The organism is Solidesulfovibrio sp. DCME (assembly GCF_049995385.1).
Taxonomy (GTDB): Bacteria; Desulfobacterota; Desulfovibrionia; order Desulfovibrionales; family Desulfovibrionaceae; genus Solidesulfovibrio.
Genome location: NZ_CP188261.1, coordinates 3,242,157 through 3,256,832, shown reverse-complemented (window position 1 = coordinate 3,256,832; position 14,676 = coordinate 3,242,157). Strand labels below are relative to the sequence as shown.

The 14,676-nt window shown below is 66.8% G+C and carries 14 protein-coding genes; 11 read left to right on the top strand and 3 right to left on the bottom strand.

From position 1 onward, the window contains the following. Positions 1 to 18 precede the first annotated feature (18 nt). The 7 genes from ACP59X_RS14435 to ACP59X_RS14405 all read left to right on the top strand — a co-directional run bounded on the left by ACP59X_RS14435 (position 19) and on the right by ACP59X_RS14405 (position 4,766). Positions 19 to 387: a response regulator gene (locus ACP59X_RS14435; RefSeq protein WP_428559548.1), complete on the top strand. Its 369-nt coding sequence runs from the start codon at positions 19 to 21 to the stop codon at positions 385 to 387. Positions 388 to 404: 17 nt separating this feature from the next. Continuing rightward, entirely contained in the window at positions 405 to 2,111 is a 1,707-nt protein-coding gene (locus ACP59X_RS14430; RefSeq protein ID WP_428559546.1) for a diguanylate cyclase, read from the top strand. Then, a complete protein-coding gene (locus ACP59X_RS14425; protein ID WP_428559543.1) occupies positions 2,108 to 2,620 on the top strand; it encodes a chemotaxis protein CheW in 513 nt (170 codons plus the stop codon). The genes ACP59X_RS14430 and ACP59X_RS14425 overlap by 4 nt, the downstream gene beginning before the upstream one ends. Continuing rightward, a complete protein-coding gene (locus ACP59X_RS14420) occupies positions 2,617 to 3,030 on the top strand; it encodes a hypothetical protein (protein WP_428559541.1) in 414 nt (137 codons plus the stop codon). Before ACP59X_RS14425 ends, ACP59X_RS14420 begins: the two co-directional genes overlap by 4 nt. A gap of 95 nt (positions 3,031 to 3,125) precedes the next feature. Further along, the gene (locus tag ACP59X_RS14415) at positions 3,126 to 3,467 is read left to right on the top strand and encodes an ArsR/SmtB family transcription factor (protein WP_428559539.1); all 342 of its coding nucleotides are present in this window, start codon (positions 3,126 to 3,128) and stop codon (positions 3,465 to 3,467) included. Between the two features lie 118 nt (positions 3,468 to 3,585). After that, on the top strand, positions 3,586 to 4,377 hold the full coding sequence (locus tag ACP59X_RS14410) for a putative sulfate/molybdate transporter (RefSeq protein ID WP_428559537.1): 792 nt from the start codon (positions 3,586 to 3,588) through the stop codon (positions 4,375 to 4,377). Continuing rightward, positions 4,374 to 4,766, top strand: a complete 393-nt coding sequence (locus ACP59X_RS14405) for a putative sulfate/molybdate transporter (RefSeq protein WP_428559534.1) — start codon at positions 4,374 to 4,376, stop codon at positions 4,764 to 4,766. Before ACP59X_RS14410 ends, ACP59X_RS14405 begins: the two co-directional genes overlap by 4 nt. Positions 4,767 to 4,985: 219 nt before the next feature. On the opposite strand, the gene ACP59X_RS14400 is transcribed toward ACP59X_RS14405, so the two are convergent. The 3 genes from ACP59X_RS14400 to ACP59X_RS14390 are packed head-to-tail and all read right to left on the bottom strand — an operon-like array spanning position 4,986 to position 6,656. After that, complete coding sequence (locus ACP59X_RS14400) at positions 4,986 to 5,216, bottom strand: thioredoxin family protein (protein WP_428559532.1); 231 nt, start codon at positions 5,214 to 5,216, stop codon at positions 4,986 to 4,988. Positions 5,217 to 5,235: 19 nt separating this feature from the next. Next, positions 5,236 to 5,559 carry a carboxymuconolactone decarboxylase family protein gene (locus ACP59X_RS14395; RefSeq protein ID WP_428559530.1) on the bottom strand — a complete coding sequence of 108 codons (324 nt, stop codon included), beginning with the start codon at positions 5,557 to 5,559 and terminating at the stop codon, positions 5,236 to 5,238. Between the two features lie 11 nt (positions 5,560 to 5,570). Further along, entirely contained in the window at positions 5,571 to 6,656 is a 1,086-nt protein-coding gene (locus ACP59X_RS14390; protein ID WP_428559528.1) for a permease, read from the bottom strand. Between the two features lie 791 nt (positions 6,657 to 7,447). On the opposite strand from ACP59X_RS14390, the gene ACP59X_RS14385 reads away from it, so the two are divergent. From ACP59X_RS14385 to ACP59X_RS14370, 4 genes are all read left to right on the top strand, one after another. Then, positions 7,448 to 8,950 (top strand): outer membrane homotrimeric porin, encoded by a 1,503-nt coding sequence (locus tag ACP59X_RS14385; protein WP_428569910.1) that lies wholly within the window; start codon positions 7,448 to 7,450, stop codon positions 8,948 to 8,950. A 284-nt stretch (positions 8,951 to 9,234) separates the two neighbouring features. Continuing rightward, positions 9,235 to 11,337, top strand: a complete 2,103-nt coding sequence (locus ACP59X_RS14380) for a methyl-accepting chemotaxis protein (protein WP_428559526.1) — start codon at positions 9,235 to 9,237, stop codon at positions 11,335 to 11,337. A 310-nt stretch (positions 11,338 to 11,647) separates the two neighbouring features. Next, a complete protein-coding gene (locus tag ACP59X_RS14375) occupies positions 11,648 to 13,030 on the top strand; it encodes an SLC13 family permease (RefSeq protein ID WP_428559524.1) in 1,383 nt (460 codons plus the stop codon). 68 nt (positions 13,031 to 13,098) lie between these two features. After that, positions 13,099 to 14,580: a UbiD family decarboxylase gene (locus tag ACP59X_RS14370; RefSeq protein ID WP_428559522.1), complete on the top strand. Its 1,482-nt coding sequence runs from the start codon at positions 13,099 to 13,101 to the stop codon at positions 14,578 to 14,580. The last annotated feature ends 96 nt before the right edge of the window (positions 14,581 to 14,676 follow it).

The following is a 14,676-nucleotide window of genomic DNA, read 5'->3' as shown; positions in this document are numbered from 1 at the left end:
CGAAAAAGGACTTACCACATGCGTATTCTCGTGGTTGACGACGACGCCATGGCCGCCGAATTGGCCGGGGCCGTGATCGAGGAGATGGGGCACGAGGCCGTCCTGGCCGGCGACGCCGGGGAAGCCCGGGCCAGGCTCGAAGACGGCCCGGGCTTCGATGCCATCGTCAGCGACATGCACATGCCCGACGAAAGCGGCCTGGACCTTTTCGGATGGCTCGGCCGGGCCGGGCGGGCCGTGCCGTTTATCCTGCTCACCGGCGACGACCCCGAGGCCTTTCGCCAGCGCGAACCGGGGCTTGCGGCCTGCCTGCTCAAGGATTTCACCCTCGAGGAGACCTTGCCCCAAGTGCTTGGCGCGGTTTTGGGAGGGCGCGACGGTTCCTGAACCGGAAGTAGTACCCCATGAGCGAGACAAGGACGCATTCGCCTCGCGAAAAGATCGCCCGCCTTCGTCGGGCCTTCCTGGAGCGCCTGCCGAGCCGGCTGGTTGCGGCAAGGGCATTGCTCGAACAACTCAAAAGCGACCCCTCCGACCGGGAAGCGGCCGTGGACCTGCACCGTCACCTGCACAACCTCAAGGGCACGGGGGCGTCGTTCGGCTTTCGGGAATTGGCCGAGGCCGTGGCCCAGGGCGAACGCCTGGTGGCCACGTTTCTGGAAAACGTCGGCGAGCCGCCCGAGGACTGGCGGGAACGGCTGGACGATTTCCTGGACGCCATGGACCAGGCGGCCGTGCCGGTGTGTTCCCTGGAGGAGGCGGAGGGGTGCCGCGACCGGGACGGCTTCACCCTGCTGACCGACAGCCGGCCGGGAGCCCCCGGGCACCGGGGCCGCCTGGTCTACATCTGCGACGATGACGCCCTGACCCTGGAAAAGCTCGCCAGCCAGCTCGCCTGTTTCGGCTACGAGGCCAAGACCTTCCTGACGCCCGAGTCGCTCTACGCCGCCGCCCTGAGCCGCCGGCCCGACGTCCTGGTCCTGGACATCCATTTCCCCACCAACCCCGATGCCGGCATCACCTTGCTGGCTGCGCTGCGCCGGGCCATGGCCGGCGATCCCATCCCGGCCGTCTTCCTCTCGGCCCGCGACGACTTTTCCGCCCGGATGGAGGCGGTGCGCGCCGGCGGCGACGCCTATTTCCTCAAGCCGACCCACATCAGCGAGCTCGTGGCCGCCCTGGACAACCTGACCCACCAGCAACAACCCGCCCCCTACCGTGTCCTGATCGTGGACGACGAGCCCGAGGTGGCCGATTACCACGCCATCATCCTGCAGGAAGCCGGCATGGTCACCCGCCAGGTGGACCGGCCCCAACGCGTGCTCGACGTACTCGAGGAATTCCTGCCGGACATGGTGCTCATGGACATCTACATGCCGGACTGCAACGGCCACGACCTGGCCAAGGTCATCCGCCAGGTGCCCAACCACGTGGGCCTGCCCATCGTCTACCTCTCCAGCGAACCGGACCGCCAAAAGCAGTTTTCGGCCATGCGCGTGGGGGCCGAGGGGTTTGTCACCAAGCCCGTGGTCCCCGGGGAACTGGTGGCCAAGGTGTCGATCCTGGCCGAGCGCATGCGCATCCTGCGCGCCCACATGTCCCGGGACAGCCTGACCGGCCTGTATAACCACACCACCACCACCCATCTGCTCGAACGGGCCCTGGCCGCCGCCAGCCGGGCCGCCTCGCCGCTTTGCTTCGCCATGATCGATCTGGACCGCTTCAAGCGCGTCAACGACACCCACGGCCACCTGGTCGGCGACCAGGTCTTGTTGGCCCTGTCGCGGGCGCTGCGGCAGCGGCTGCGGGTCACGGACGTCATCGGCCGCTACGGCGGCGAGGAATTCGCCGTCATTTTGCAGGACACGCCGGTGGCGACGGCGGCGGTGCTTATCGACGACCTGCGCCGGGATTTCGCCCGGCTGCTGTTCCATTCGGCCACGGGGTCGTTTCATTGCACCTTCAGTGCCGGCATCGCCGGCCATCCGCCCGAGGCGACCCTGGAGCGCCTGCGCGAGGCCGCGGACCGGGCGCTGTACGCGGCCAAGCACGGCGGGCGCGACTGTGTCGTGGTCGATGCGGCCCCAACGCCGCCCGGGGAGGCGCCATGAGCGACATGACCCTGGACCAGGCGCTGGTCGCCCAGGCCGAGCGCCCCGACGAAGACGGCCCCCAGGCCGAGGAACTGGTCAAACTCGTCATCTTCACCCTGGGCGCGGACGCCTTTGCCTTCTACGGCGCCAGTGTCGGCGAGATCCTGGCCCGGGCCGACGTCTTTTTCCTGCCCGGCTGCCCGCCGTCCCTGGAAGGCGTCATCAACGTGCGCGGGGACATCGAATCCGTCCTGCGCCCCCATCGGCTCCTAGGCCTGGCCGACGACGGGGCCGGGCCAGGGGCGCCCATCCTGCTTGGCCGGGGCGCGGGCATGAAAAGCGGCATCCGGGTGGACGAGGTCCTCGACGTGGCCGATGTGCCGCGCGCGGCCATCGAGCCGCCGGCCGCGACGCTGCCGCCGGCCGTGCTCCAGGCGGCAACGGGCGCCTTGCGCTTCGGCGAGCGCCTGGTCATCGTGCTCGACCTGGACAAGCTCTTCGCCGCCTGTGTCGAGGAACTCGGATGACGTCCCCGGCCCAGCCCGAGGGAAGCGCCGCGCCGTGCCTCGACGTGGTGCTTTTCTGGGCCGCCGGCTGGCGGGTGGGCTTCGAGGCGCGCCAGGTGGCGGCGCTGGACCGGCTGGCCGGGGAGGGGGAGTGCCGGCCCGTGGAAGCGCTGCTGGGCCTGCCCCTGGGGCCGGCGCCGTCCGGGGAGCGCTCGCGCTTGACGCTTCGGGCCTCGCGGGAAGCGGTCACGGTGGCCGGGCCGGTGGAATTCGCCAGCCTGCCGGCCGGCGACCTGCGCCGGCTGCCGCCGCTGGTGGCGGCGGGCACACGGCTTGTCGGCCTGCGCGCCCTGGCCGTCACCGGGGAAGCGGGCTCGCAACGGCCGATCCTGCTTTTCGACGCCACGGGCTTGAAAAGCGCTGGCGCATAAGCCACACTGCCTTCGTTTTCCACAAACGCTTCCCGAAGGCGGCCGGCGGCGTTGCGGCCGTGGCGGGCCGGCGCCGGGAACGCCAAGGGAGTCCCATGCACGCCAATGCCACCGAGCTCGCCCGGCGGGCCAAACTGTTCAAGGCCCTGGGCCATCCCAGTCGGCTGCTCATGGTCGAGGCCCTGGGGGCCGGCGAAAAATGCGTCTGCGAGTTGCGCGAGCTGGTCGGTTCGGACATCTCGACGATTTCCAAGCACTTAAGCGTCCTCAAGGAGGCCGGCATCGTCCACGACGACCGCCGGGGGACCAATATTTATTATTCGTTGCGCATGCAGTGCGTCACCGGCTTTTTGGGCTGCGTGCGCCGTTTCTTCGATCAGCAGCTTGAAGAACAGTTCCAGTATCTCGAGGACTTGCGTAACAAGACCCGGGCTTGAGCGGTTTTTTCACTTGCCTGACTCACACGGATTTTATAAATTCCGTGTGAACGAATCCGCCCGCGCCGGCCCACGCCGGCCCGGCGGGACGGGCAACGACCAACCAGGCAGGCGACCCATGCAAGAAAGCGCGCAAGGAGCAACGGCCCTGTCCTCCGTATCGACCCCCACCAGCCCGGGGAAGACTCGAAACCGCTACGACACCATGGAATGGGCCGGCGCCTTCGGCGACATCGGCACGCTCATCCCCTTTGTCGTGGCCTACATCACCATCCTCGGGGTCGATCCCCTGGGGCTGCTTTTCATGTTCGGCATCTGCAAGATCGCCGCCGGCCTGTTCTACAAGACGCCCATCCCCATCCAGCCCATGAAGGCCATCGGCGCGGCGGCCGTGGCCGGCGGCATCACGCCGGCGGCGCTTTTCGCCTCGGGGTTGACCACGGGCCTTTTCTGGCTGGTCATCGGGCTGACCGGCACCATCACCTGGGTGGCCAAGCTGGCCACCAAGCCGGTGGTGCGCGGCATCATGCTCGGCCTTGGCATGTCGTTTATCGTGGAGGGCATCCACCGCATGGTGGCATCGCCGACCCTGGCCGCTATCGCCCTGGCCACGACCTTTGTGTTGCTGACCAACCCCAAGATCCCGGCCATGTTCGTGCTGCTGCTCATCGGCGTGGTGGCTGCCGTCATCGGCAACCCGGCCCTGCTTGACGAACTGGCCCAGGTGAGCGTCGGCTTTCGGCTGCCGCAGTTCGGGCTGCACCAGATCCAGTGGGACGACATCGTCACCGGCACGCTGCTTTTCACCCTGCCGCAGATTCCGCTGACGCTCGGCAACGCCGTGGTGGCCATCGCCGCCGAGAACAACGACCTTTTCCCGGACCGGCCCGTGACCGAGCGCACCATGTGATAAGCCAAGGCATCATGAACCTGGTGTCGCCGCTTTTCGGCGGCGTGCCCATGTGCCACGGCGCCGGCGGCATGGCCGGCCACGTGCGCTTCGGGGCGCGCACCGGCGGGTCGCTGGTCATCCTCGGCAGCATCGTCATCGTCATCGCGCTTTTTTTCAGCCAGTCCGTGGCCGTGATCTTCAAGATGTTCCCGCCGGCCATCCTGGGCGTGATCCTTTTTCTGGCCGGGGCGGAACTGGCCGTGACCGTGCGCGACATCGGCACCAAGAAGTCCGAATTCTACGTCATGGTGGTGGTGGCCGGGTTCGCCATGTGGCACATGGGCGTGGCCTTCCTGGTCGGGGTGTTGCTCGACAACGCCCTGCGCCGGGAGTGGATCAAGATCTAGGCGCGGTCGAGGCGGCCGTGCGGGCCGCGTGTTTGGGGGCGGGGATCGGACGCGCGGTGGCCGCGGCGGCCCGGGGCCTGCAAAAAGTGTCGGCCGTGCGTTTTGGGGCGGGGATCGGACGGGTGTCCGATCCCCGTTTCGGTTTTTTGGGGGGGAGTTGCCGGCCAGGCCGGCGGCAGCCGGCGGGGCAGGCGCGGCGACTCCCCGCGTGCGAAGCGATCAGGCGATCCAGGCGGCGATGTCCTTTTTGGCGGGCACGCTGCCGGCCGCCTTGACCACGCCGTCCACCACCAGGGCCGGGGTGGTGAACACGCCCAGCTTGGCGATGGCCTGCAGGTCCGTGACCTTTTCCACCGTGGCCGTGACGCCCATGGCGGCCACGACTTCCTTGACCAGCTTTTCCAGTTCGTTGCACTTGGCGCAGCCCGTGCCGCAGACTTGGAGCAACATCGGTTCTCCCTCCCCTATCCTATTTGGCGCAGCCGCAGTCGACCTTGCCGGCGATGATGTCGGCCACGTCCCCGAGCACGTCGTGGGTCCAGCAGTCGTCGGCCCCGGCCGCTTCGCGCATGACCAGGGCCAGGATGTAGGCCAGTTCCTGCAGGCTCGCCCCGGCGTCCAGGGCGCCCTTGAAATGCTTGAGCACGCACGGCTTGGACCGGGCCTTGATGGACACGGCGAAGCAGATGAACTGGTAGGTTTTTTCGTCGATGAAGCGCTTTTCGGCATACAGCGCATCCATGGCGTCGAGCTGCCCGGCGAATTCCGGAAAGAGTTGGGCCAGAAACCGCATGGAAGACCCCCTTAGAGGATAAGGTTGAACACGTACCCCACAAGCAGGATGCCGCAACCGACAATGCCGGCGAAAGCCAGCAACAAAGGCACCTTGAGGACCTTGCGCAGGATCACCATCTCCGGCAGCGACAAGGCGATGACCGACATCATGAAGGCCAACACCGTGCCCAGGGCCGCGCCCTTGGCCAACAGCGCCTCGACCACGGGCACGATGCCGGCGGCGTTGGAATACATGGGAATGCCGATGGCCACGGCCAGGGGCACGGACCACCAGCTGCCCGAACCCATGATGCTGGCCATGAACCCCTCGGGCACGTAGCCGTGAATGCCGGCGCCCACGGCGATGCCGAGCAGCACCCATTTCCAGGTGCGGCCGAGGATGTCCTTCACGGCGTGCACGGCGTAGTCGATGCGGTCGTTGACGGTCATGGCCTCGGGCGTGTCCGAGGCCTGGCCGGCCCGGATGGCCAGCACCCAGTCCTCGATGTACCGCTCCAGGCGCATCCGGCCGAGCACCCAGCCGGAAACGATGGCCACGACCAGGCCCAAGGCCATGTACAGGGCCGCCACCTTCCAGCCCAGCAGCCCGTAGAGCAGGGCCACGGCGATCTCGTTGACCATGGGCGCGGACACGAGAAAGGAAAAGGTCACGCCCAAGGGCACCCCGGCCGAGACGAAGCCGATGAAAAGCGGCACGGCCGAGCAGGAGCAAAAGGGCGTGACGATGCCGAGCAGGGCGGCCAGGACATTGCCCACGCTTTCGCGCTTGCCGGCCAGGATGCGCCGGGTGCGCTCGGGCGTGAAAAACGAGCGGATGATGCCCACGCCGAAAACGACCAGGGTCAGCAGCATGAGCACCTTGGGCGCGTCGTAGCAGAAAAATTCCACGGCGTCGGCCAGGCGCGAGCCGGGTGCCAGGCCGAGCAGGTCGTAGGTAACAAGGCGCGACAGCTGGGACAGCCGGCCATACAGAATAAACCAGGCCGCCAGGGCGGCCAGCCCCATGGCGTAGCGGCCCGCGCCCAGGGACGGCCGCCCGGTTGCGGTCCCCGCCTGGGTACAGTCGCAACCTGTTGTTTTGCCTTGTGTTTTCATATCGTCTCCCATGGCCGGCAGCCAATGTTTGTTTGCCATTTGGTCAAACAGCAAAATATAGCACAACCCAGGCCCTGGCAAGTCGAAAATGCCATGGATCGCGCACGCAGGGTGCAACGTCCGATTTGTCGTGCCTGGGCAAGCAGGCATTCCTTTGGGGGGCGCGGCACTGGCCGCAGGGAAAGGGAGGGAAGTGCCGGTCGGTGGTGGAAATCCGGCCGCTTGCCGGCGCCGGATGCACCGCCGGCCGCCCTGGGACGGGCCGTGCGCCCCGGCAGCCCCGGGGTGCCGCGACGCCTGGGGCGTTGTCGCTACGCCGGCCGCCGTGGGGCGGGCCGTGCGCCCCGGTACCCCTGGGGTGCCGCGACGCCTGGGGCGTTTTTGCCGCCTCGGTGGGCACTGTTCGCCGCAACGGGCAGGATCCGCCCCGCATACCGACCATCCGGACCGCAGAGGCGTTTTGCGCCGCCCCGGCCGGCCAGCACGGGCCCGGCGGACCGAGGCATCCCGGCAGCAATTGGTTTTCGGCATAGTCAGGTTGCATAAAATGCTGTTGAAGACCGGCAGGCGGCTGGGCATAAACTTCTTTCACTGGCTGCGGCGAGGGGCAGCTATTGGATTGCGTCCGTAACGCCGTGCCCGAGGCGAGCTGTGAAAAAGGCACGGGCAATGGCCTGACGCCTTTTGCCGTCAATACGTTTTCAGAAATAAAAGTCATTGAACATCCTTGAGGGATGCGGCGTGAACCATACTAAATCGGAGTTCCGCAACCTGTAACGGAGGGGGGGATGATGCGTTTGAAAGCCGTGTTTGCCTTTGTGCTCGCAATGCTGGTTGCCTGCCCGGCCCTGGCCGCCACGGAAGTGAAGTTCGTCGGCGACGCGCGGGTCTATGGCGTATTTTTCAGCGGCCACAATTTCACCGGCTGGAACGACGCGGCCTGGACGTCCAACACGCCGACCTGGACCAAGGCCGGCACCAAGACCGAGGACACCTTCGAGGTCTGGCAGCGCCTGCGCGTGCGCACCGACTTCGTGGCCAACGAGGCCGTGAAGTTTCGGCTGGGAATTAAGATCGACAACACCTGGGGCACGGGCACCTACACCGCGGCCAACCCCGACGCCACGGGCATCCTCGTCTACCAGGCCTTTTTGCAATTCATGTGGCCGGGCTGCAATGTCGAGGTCACGGCCGGCCTGCAGGACCTGAGCTTCCCGCAAGCCGCCATCTTCTCCGGCAGCCTGCTTTTTGACGACACGGCCGCCGCGCTGACCATACGGGCGCCGCTGATCCCGGACCTGCTGTCGCTCAATGCCGGTTTTGCCCGCATGATCGACACCAACCGCACCTACGACACCACCACCAGCCAAGTCGACGACGAGCTGGATTGGTACTTCCTGACCCTGCCCGTCACCACGTCGGGCTTCAAGGTCACGCCCTGGGGCATCGTGGCCGTGGCCGGCAAGAACGCCGGCTACTACACGGCCTATGCGTCCACGTTTGCCCAGGCCTCCGTGGCCGAGGACCTGCTGTCCGCCGGTACGCTGATCGCCCCGACCAAGTGGAAGAACAGCCAGAACGCCTATTTCTGGGGCGGCGGTTCCTTCGAGGTCAGCGCCTTGGATCCGGTCAAATTCTACGCCGACGTGATGTACGGCGGCGGCGCCTTCAACGACCTCAAAAAAAGCAAGCGCGGCGGTTGGTTCATCGATTTCGGCACGGAATTCACCGGCTGGGACCTGCTCACGCCCCAGTTCTTCGCCTGGTGGGGGACCGGCGAGGACGCGTCCACGGCCAACGGCTCCGAGCGCATGCCCCATTCCCGGCCGGCCTGGGGACCGGGCGGCGGCTCGTTCCTGTTTGACGGCGGCCAGGTGCTGGCCCGCAATTCCAACATGGGCGTCGACCCGGTGGGCACCTACGGCCTGGCCGCGTCGCTCAAAAACATGTCCTTCGTGGAAAAGCTCTCCCACACCCTGACCTTCGCCTACATCCACGGCAACAACTCGCCCAAGGCCATCCGCGCCCTCAATTATTACCTGGGCTCCGGCGACCTCTACGCCGGCAGCAACCCCTACTTCTGCATGGGCCGCGACCTGACCAGCAACGAGCACGAGTTCGGCCTCAACCTGGACAGCGAATACGCCCTCTACGAGAACCTCAAAATCCGCATGGAGACCGGCTGGGCCAAGGGCCAGTTCCAGGAAAGCGTCTGGGGCCACCGCCTGGTGCACAAGGCCGAGGAGCAGGGCGGCACCTGGAAGCTCGCCCTGGGATTTACCTACAAGTATTGAACCGGCCTCGCGCATCCATCGCGCGTCGCCGCCCGACGCCGCGCGACAGCGGGGGAAGCGGCCTGTCCCGGACTCGGGGCGGGCCGCTTTGTTCTTGGGGCCGGGGATTCCCGGCCGGGGCCTGGCCGAGGGCGGCCATGGCTTTCCGTGGAAAAGGCGTGCCGGGAGTTGCGCGGCAGGCCGCTCCGTCAACAACGCTGCGGGATGTGGCGCTGGCTGGGTCCAAAGGGGAAGGGCGAGCCGGATGCACCACGTACGCACGAATGCGCCAAAGCAGGTATGCCATGAAATTGAAGGCGAAGTTCATCCTGCCGACAATTGCCCTGATTGTTGTCGGCATGTCGGTCACGACCTGGTTCACCTACCGGCAAAGCACCGAAACGCTCCAGGAAATCTCCCTGGCCATGGCCAGGACCAATCTCGCCTCGCTGCTGTCCACCGTGGACATGTGGATCGAGGACACCCGCAACGAGGTCCTGTCCGTCAGCCACGCGCCCACGATCGTCCTGGCCGCGTCGCCGGCCGAGGCCGGCCGGGAGGCCGTGGCGGCCGCCAAGGCGCTGCTGGCCGACGTGGTGTCCCGGCATGCCAATTACGACAACCTGTTTATCATCGACGCCAAGGGCGTCATTGTGACCAGTTCCAACGACGCGCTCACGGGCAAGGATTTTTCCGGCCGGGAATACTTCCTGAAGGCCATGCAGGGGCGCCCCTTTCTGTCCTCGCCGCTGTTGAGCGCCGACAAGGGCGAACCGGTCTTCGTGGTGGCCGTGCCCATCGTCGCGGGCGGCAAGGCCCTCGGCGTCCTGGCCGCGGGCATACGCCTGGGGCTTTTTACCAAGGAATTCGTCGACCCGCTTTCGACGCCCAAGGGTTATGCCGCCATCGCCGCGGCCGACGGCCTCCTCCTGGCCCATCCCCGGCGGGAATTCGTCGGCAAGCGCAACCTCTTTGCGGACAGCGAAAATGCCAGCCGTATCGCCTCCCAGCCGGCCGGCACCTTTGAGGCCGTCAACGAGGGCCAGCGAAGAATCGTCCTGTTCCAACGGTCGCAACATACCGGCTGGGTCGTGGGCATGGTCGTCAACACGGCCGAGGCCTTTGCCGACGCCCGGCGGCTGGGGCTCACCATCCTGGCCCTGTCCGGGGGGATCGTCGTGCTTTTCGTGCTGGGCGTGTGGGCCATCCTGTCGATCAACGTGCTGCGGCCGGTGGGCTCCCTGGTGGCGGCGGCCACGCGCATCGCCGCCGGCGACCTGGACACCGCCTTCGGGGCACAGCGCCGCGACGAGATCGGCAGCCTGCAGCGGGCCATGGCCAGGATGGTCGGCAATCTCAAGGGGATGATCGGCGAGGCCAAGTCCAAGGAAGCCCTGGCCGCCGGGGAAACCGAAAAGGCCAGGCAGGCCATGGCCGAGGCCGAGGCGGCCAGGCGGCAGGCCGAGCAGGCCCGTCGGGCCGGCATGCTTCAGGCCGCCGCGCAACTCGAGGGCATCGTGTCCGCCGTCCACACGGCCAGCGAAAGCCTCTCGGCCCAGCTCAGCCAATCCAGCCAGGGCTCACAGGAGCAGTCCAGCCGCATTGCCGCCACGGCCACGGCCATGGAAGAGATGAACGCCACGGTCCTGGCCGTGGCCCAAAGCGCCGCCGATGCGGCCCAAACCGCCGACGCGGCGCGCCGTACGGCCAACGACGGTTCGGAAATCGTCACCCGGGTCATCCGCAGCATCGGCGAAATCCAGGCCGGCGCCGTTTCCCTCAAGGGCGACATGCAGGAACTGGGGCGACAGGCCGAAGGCATCGGCCGCATCATGTCCGTCATTTCCGACATCGCCGACCAGACGAACCTGCTGGCCCTCAATGCCGCCATCGAGGCCGCCCGGGCCGGCGAGGCGGGGCGGGGGTTCGCCGTGGTGGCCGACGAGGTCCGCAAGCTGGCCGAAAAAACCATGGCCGCCACCAAGGAAGTCGGCGAGGCCATCGGCAGCATCCAGCACGGCACCCGGCAAAATATCGACAACGTCGAGCTGGCGGGCAGGCGCATCGACGAGGCCACCGCCCTGGCCGGCCAGTCCGGCGAGTCCCTGGCCGCCATCGTCGGCCTGGTCGACCGGACCACGGATCAGGTCCGGGCCATCGCCACGGCGGCCGAACAGCAGTCCTGCACCACCGAGGAGATCAACCGCAGCATCGCCGCCATCAACCACCTGGCCACGGAATCGGCCGAGGTCCAGCAGTATTCGGCCGGGGTCGTCGCCGGGCTCGCCGGCCAGACCCAGCGCCTGCGCAGCCTCGTCGACGGCATGCAGGCCGCAACCGTCGACGGCCTGCCGCCACCCCCGGCCCCGGGCAGCCCCCGGCAGCTTCCCGCCCGCCTGGCGACATGACGGCCCGGCCGCGTCGCCACGCCCCTTGCCGGCGGCCGCACCGGCAAGGGGCGTGCGGCCCGCGGGAAGGCGGCCCCGGTACCCGGGGGGGCGAGCTGCCGGTCGGGGACACGATCGGTGCAGACGGCTCCGGCGTCTGCGGCGTCTGCGGCGTCTCCGGCACCGGGGGGGGCCGGGCGCCGTCACTGGGCTGCGCCAGGGCCGGACTTGCAAAACATGCACATTGGTGATGCGCAATATGCGATGGACAACAAACAGGAGATGCATGATGGATTATTCAAATACTTGAGTAGGAAGGAGAACGAGAGGCATGACCAAGCACATCAGTATGATAGGTTTCGTGGGCGGCATCGTCATAGCACTCTTGGTCGGCGTATTGCCCTTCAGCGGCATTTCACCGGCCGGGCAGCGCTGCCTGGCTGTCAGTTTGCTGGCTGTCATTTGGTGGGCGACCAAAGTCATGCATCCCGGGTATACTTCGGTCATCCTTTTGACCCTGTATGTCCTGCTGGGGGTCGCTCCGGCCAATGTCGTGTTCGGCCTGTGGACGACGCCGATCATCTATATGATCATCGGCGCCTACCTGATTGCGGCGGCCGTCAACGAATCGGGGCTTGGCAAGCGCATCGCCTATTCCTACATCCTGCGCTACGTCAACACCTACCGCAGCATCATCGTCGGCATGTATGTCCTTGGGCTGCTGCTGAGTTTCATCATCCCGCATCCCTGGCCGCGCAGCTTCCTGATCATGTCCGTTGTGGCCATCATCGTCAAAAGCGCCAAGATTCCCCTGAAGGACGCCGTCAACATCGGCCTGGCCGTGTTCGCCGGTTCCGTGCCGACCTCCATGGTGCTGCTGACGGGCGATGCCACGGTCAACCCGGTGGCCGTGGAAATGTCCGGCCAGGCCGTCAGTTGGCTCGGCTGGCTGTGGATGATGGGCCTGCCCGGCCTCGCCGCCACGCTCCTGACGCTTGGCCTGCAACTGCTGCTCTACAAGCCCTCCGCCGAAGTGCATGTGAACAAGGAGGAAATCCGCAAGCTCCTGCGCGACCTCGGCCCCCTGTCCGGCGCGGAGTGGCGCTGCATCCTCTGGATCGGCCTGGCCATCGTGCTGTGGGCCACGGACAGCCTGCACAAGATCCATTGCGGCTGGATCGCCCTGGTCGTGGCCATGGGCCTGGCCCTGCCCAAGGTGGGCGGGGTGCTCAAGCCCAGTTCCTGGCGGGAAGTCCCCATCGAAACGGCCTTTTTTCTGACCGCTGCCCTGGCCATCGGCCGGGTCGGCGCCGTTTCCGGCATGAACGCCTGGGTGGCCAGCGTCCTGTTGCCGTCCAACGCCCCGTCCAACGCCTTCCTGTTCGCCCTGTTCGTCACCCTCATCGCCCTGGCCATCCACATGTGCCTGGGCAGCGTCATGGCCGTCATGGGCATCGCCATCCCCACGCTGATCCAGTTCGGGGAATCGGCCGGCATGACCCCTCTTGTGCCCTCGCTGCTCGTCTACATCGCCATCTTCATCCACTACATCCTGCCCTTTCACCACATGAACATCCTGGTTGGCCTCGGGGAAAAGCAAGGAATGTACACGGACAAGGACGTCATCCGCTTCGGCATACCCTTGACGGCTATCGTTTTCATCCTGCCACTGGCCGTGGTCGTGCCCTGGTGGAAGATCATCGGCCTGCTGTAGGAACGCTTTTCAAACAAATCCGGCCGATACGGGCCGTTGACATACATAACTCTCCAGGAGGAATCACGATGTCCGATACTTCCGTCAAGGCAACCGTTACCGACCTGCGTTCCGCCCTGAACCTGCTTGAAGGCGTCGAGGGGCAGCTGCTGACCACCAACGTCGCGGTGGACCCCATCGCCGAACTGTCCGGTGTCTACCGCTACATCGGCGCCGGCGGCACGGTCATGCGCCCCACCAAGACCGGTCCGGCCATGCTTTTCACCAACATCAAAGGCTACGACGACGCCCGCGTGGTCATCGGCATGCTGGCCAGCCGCCAGCGCGTGGCCATGCTGCTCGGCACCACGCCGGAGAAGATCGGTTCCCACATGTGCCAGGCCCTCAACAATCCCGTGGCCCCGGTCATGGTGGAGCGCGGGGAGGCCGCCTGCCAGGAGGTGGTCCACTACGCCACGGACCCGGGCTTCGATCTGCGCACCCTCATCCCCGCCCCCACCAACACGCCCGAGGACGCCGGCCCCTACATCACCATGGGCCTGTGCTACGGCGCGGACCCGGAAACCGGCATCGAGGACGTGACCATCCACCGCCTGTGCGTCCAGGGCGCGGACGAGATCTCCATGTACTTCGTGCCGGGCCGCCACCTCGACGCCTTCCGCATGAAGGCGGAAAAGGCCGGCAAGCCCCAGCCCATCTCCATCAGCATCGGCCTCGACCCGGCCGTGTACATCGCCTCGTGCTTCGAGGCGCCGTCCACGCCGCTGGGCTTCAACGAACTGGGCATCGCCGGGGCCCTGCGCGAGCAGCCCGTGGAACTGGTCCGCTGCCTGACCGTCAACGCCAAGGCCGTCGCCAACGCGGAAATCGTCATCGAGGGCGAGCTGTTGCCCGAGGTCCGGGTGGCCGAGGACCAGTTCTCCAAGACCGGCAAGGCCATGCCCGAGTTTCCCGGCTACAACGGACCGGCCAAGCCGGCCCTGCCCGTGATCAAGGTCAAGGCCGTCACCCACCGCTTCCATCCCATCATGCAGACCTGCATCGGCCCAAGCGAGGAGCATGTCAGCATGGCCGGCATCCCCACCGAGGCCAGCATCATCGGCATGGTCGGCCGGGCCTTGCCGGGGCTGCTCCAGAACGTCTACGCCCACCCCTCGGGCGGCGGCAAATACGTGGCCGTGCTGCAGGTCAAAAAGTCCGCCCCCCCGGACGAGGGGCGCCAGCGCCAGGCCGCCTTGCTCGCCTTCTCGGCCTTTTCGGAACTCAAGCACGTCATCCTCGTGGACGAGGACGTGGACCCCTTCGACACCAACGACGTGCTGTGGGCCATGACCACGCGCTTCCAGGCCGACGTGGACGTGGTGCCCATCCCGGGCGTGCGTTGCCACCCCCTGGACCCGTCCCAGTCCCCGGAGATGAGCCCGTCCATCCGCGACAACGGCATCGCCTGCAAGGCCATCTTCGATTGCACCGTGCCGTTCGCCCTCAAGGGCAAATTCAAGCGCGCCCCGTTCAAGGAGGTGGATTACACGCGCTTTTTGCAGGGTTAGCCCGGCGTTTCCTGGGGAAGGGGGCCGTGTCGTTGCTCAAAAGCCCTTGATTCCAAACGGTTGCCCCTGGGGAAAGAGGCGCCTTGCGGCAAGGGC